The organism is Psychroserpens sp. (assembly GCF_036960315.1).
Taxonomy (GTDB): domain Bacteria; phylum Bacteroidota; class Bacteroidia; order Flavobacteriales; family Flavobacteriaceae; genus Psychroserpens.
Map to the genome: position 1 here is coordinate 1 of NZ_JBALVR010000032.1, position 651 is coordinate 651.

A 651-nucleotide genomic window follows, 5' to 3' on the forward strand; every position below is an offset into this window, starting at 1 on the left:
CTGCATTTGTGGGAGAGTAGGTCGTCGCCTTTTTTGAAACCCTTTTCATATTTTTATGAAAAGGGTTTTTTGTTTTTAAATAGTATGGCTTAGATTCCTTTAAGGAGTATTTTTTTTGTTAATAGCTGGAATATAGTGAGTTATAATATCAACTATATGTACTTGCGAGTATCAGACATAGACACCAAAAAATAGTTTACCCTAAATAGTACAGTCGGATATTAAATATTTTGTCATTACTCAATTTAATTTGTCCAGATTATTTTGGGATCTGGAAATCATAAAAAAACCTCGAGATTATCTCGAGGTTTTTTTATTAACATTTATAAAACTTTGGTTTTTAGTACTTTATTAGTCTCATAATTTCAATTTTACTTCCTTGATTTATTTGAACAAAGTATAATCCAGATTGTAATTTATCTCCAAACACATATGCATCTTTTGGATTAAATCTGTCTTTACGGATGACTCTGTTATTGATATCGAAAACAACAATATTAACCATTTCATCATTGGATGAATTCAACTTTATATTGAATGTTGTATCTGATGGATTTGGCCAAGAATTAACTTTGAATACTTCAAATGTTCTCGCCAAACTAAATCCGCTATGAACAACTAGATTTCCTCCTGAAAGCAGCATTTCTTCGG

Annotated in this window: 1 protein-coding gene; it reads right to left on the bottom strand. The window is 29.8% G+C overall.

Annotated features, from left to right (window positions below; genetic code table 11):
* Positions 1–340 precede the first annotated feature (340 nt).
* Positions 341–651: T9SS type A sorting domain-containing protein (locus tag V7719_RS18765; protein WP_335731473.1), on the bottom strand; the 311-nt coding region annotated here is incomplete at its 5' end.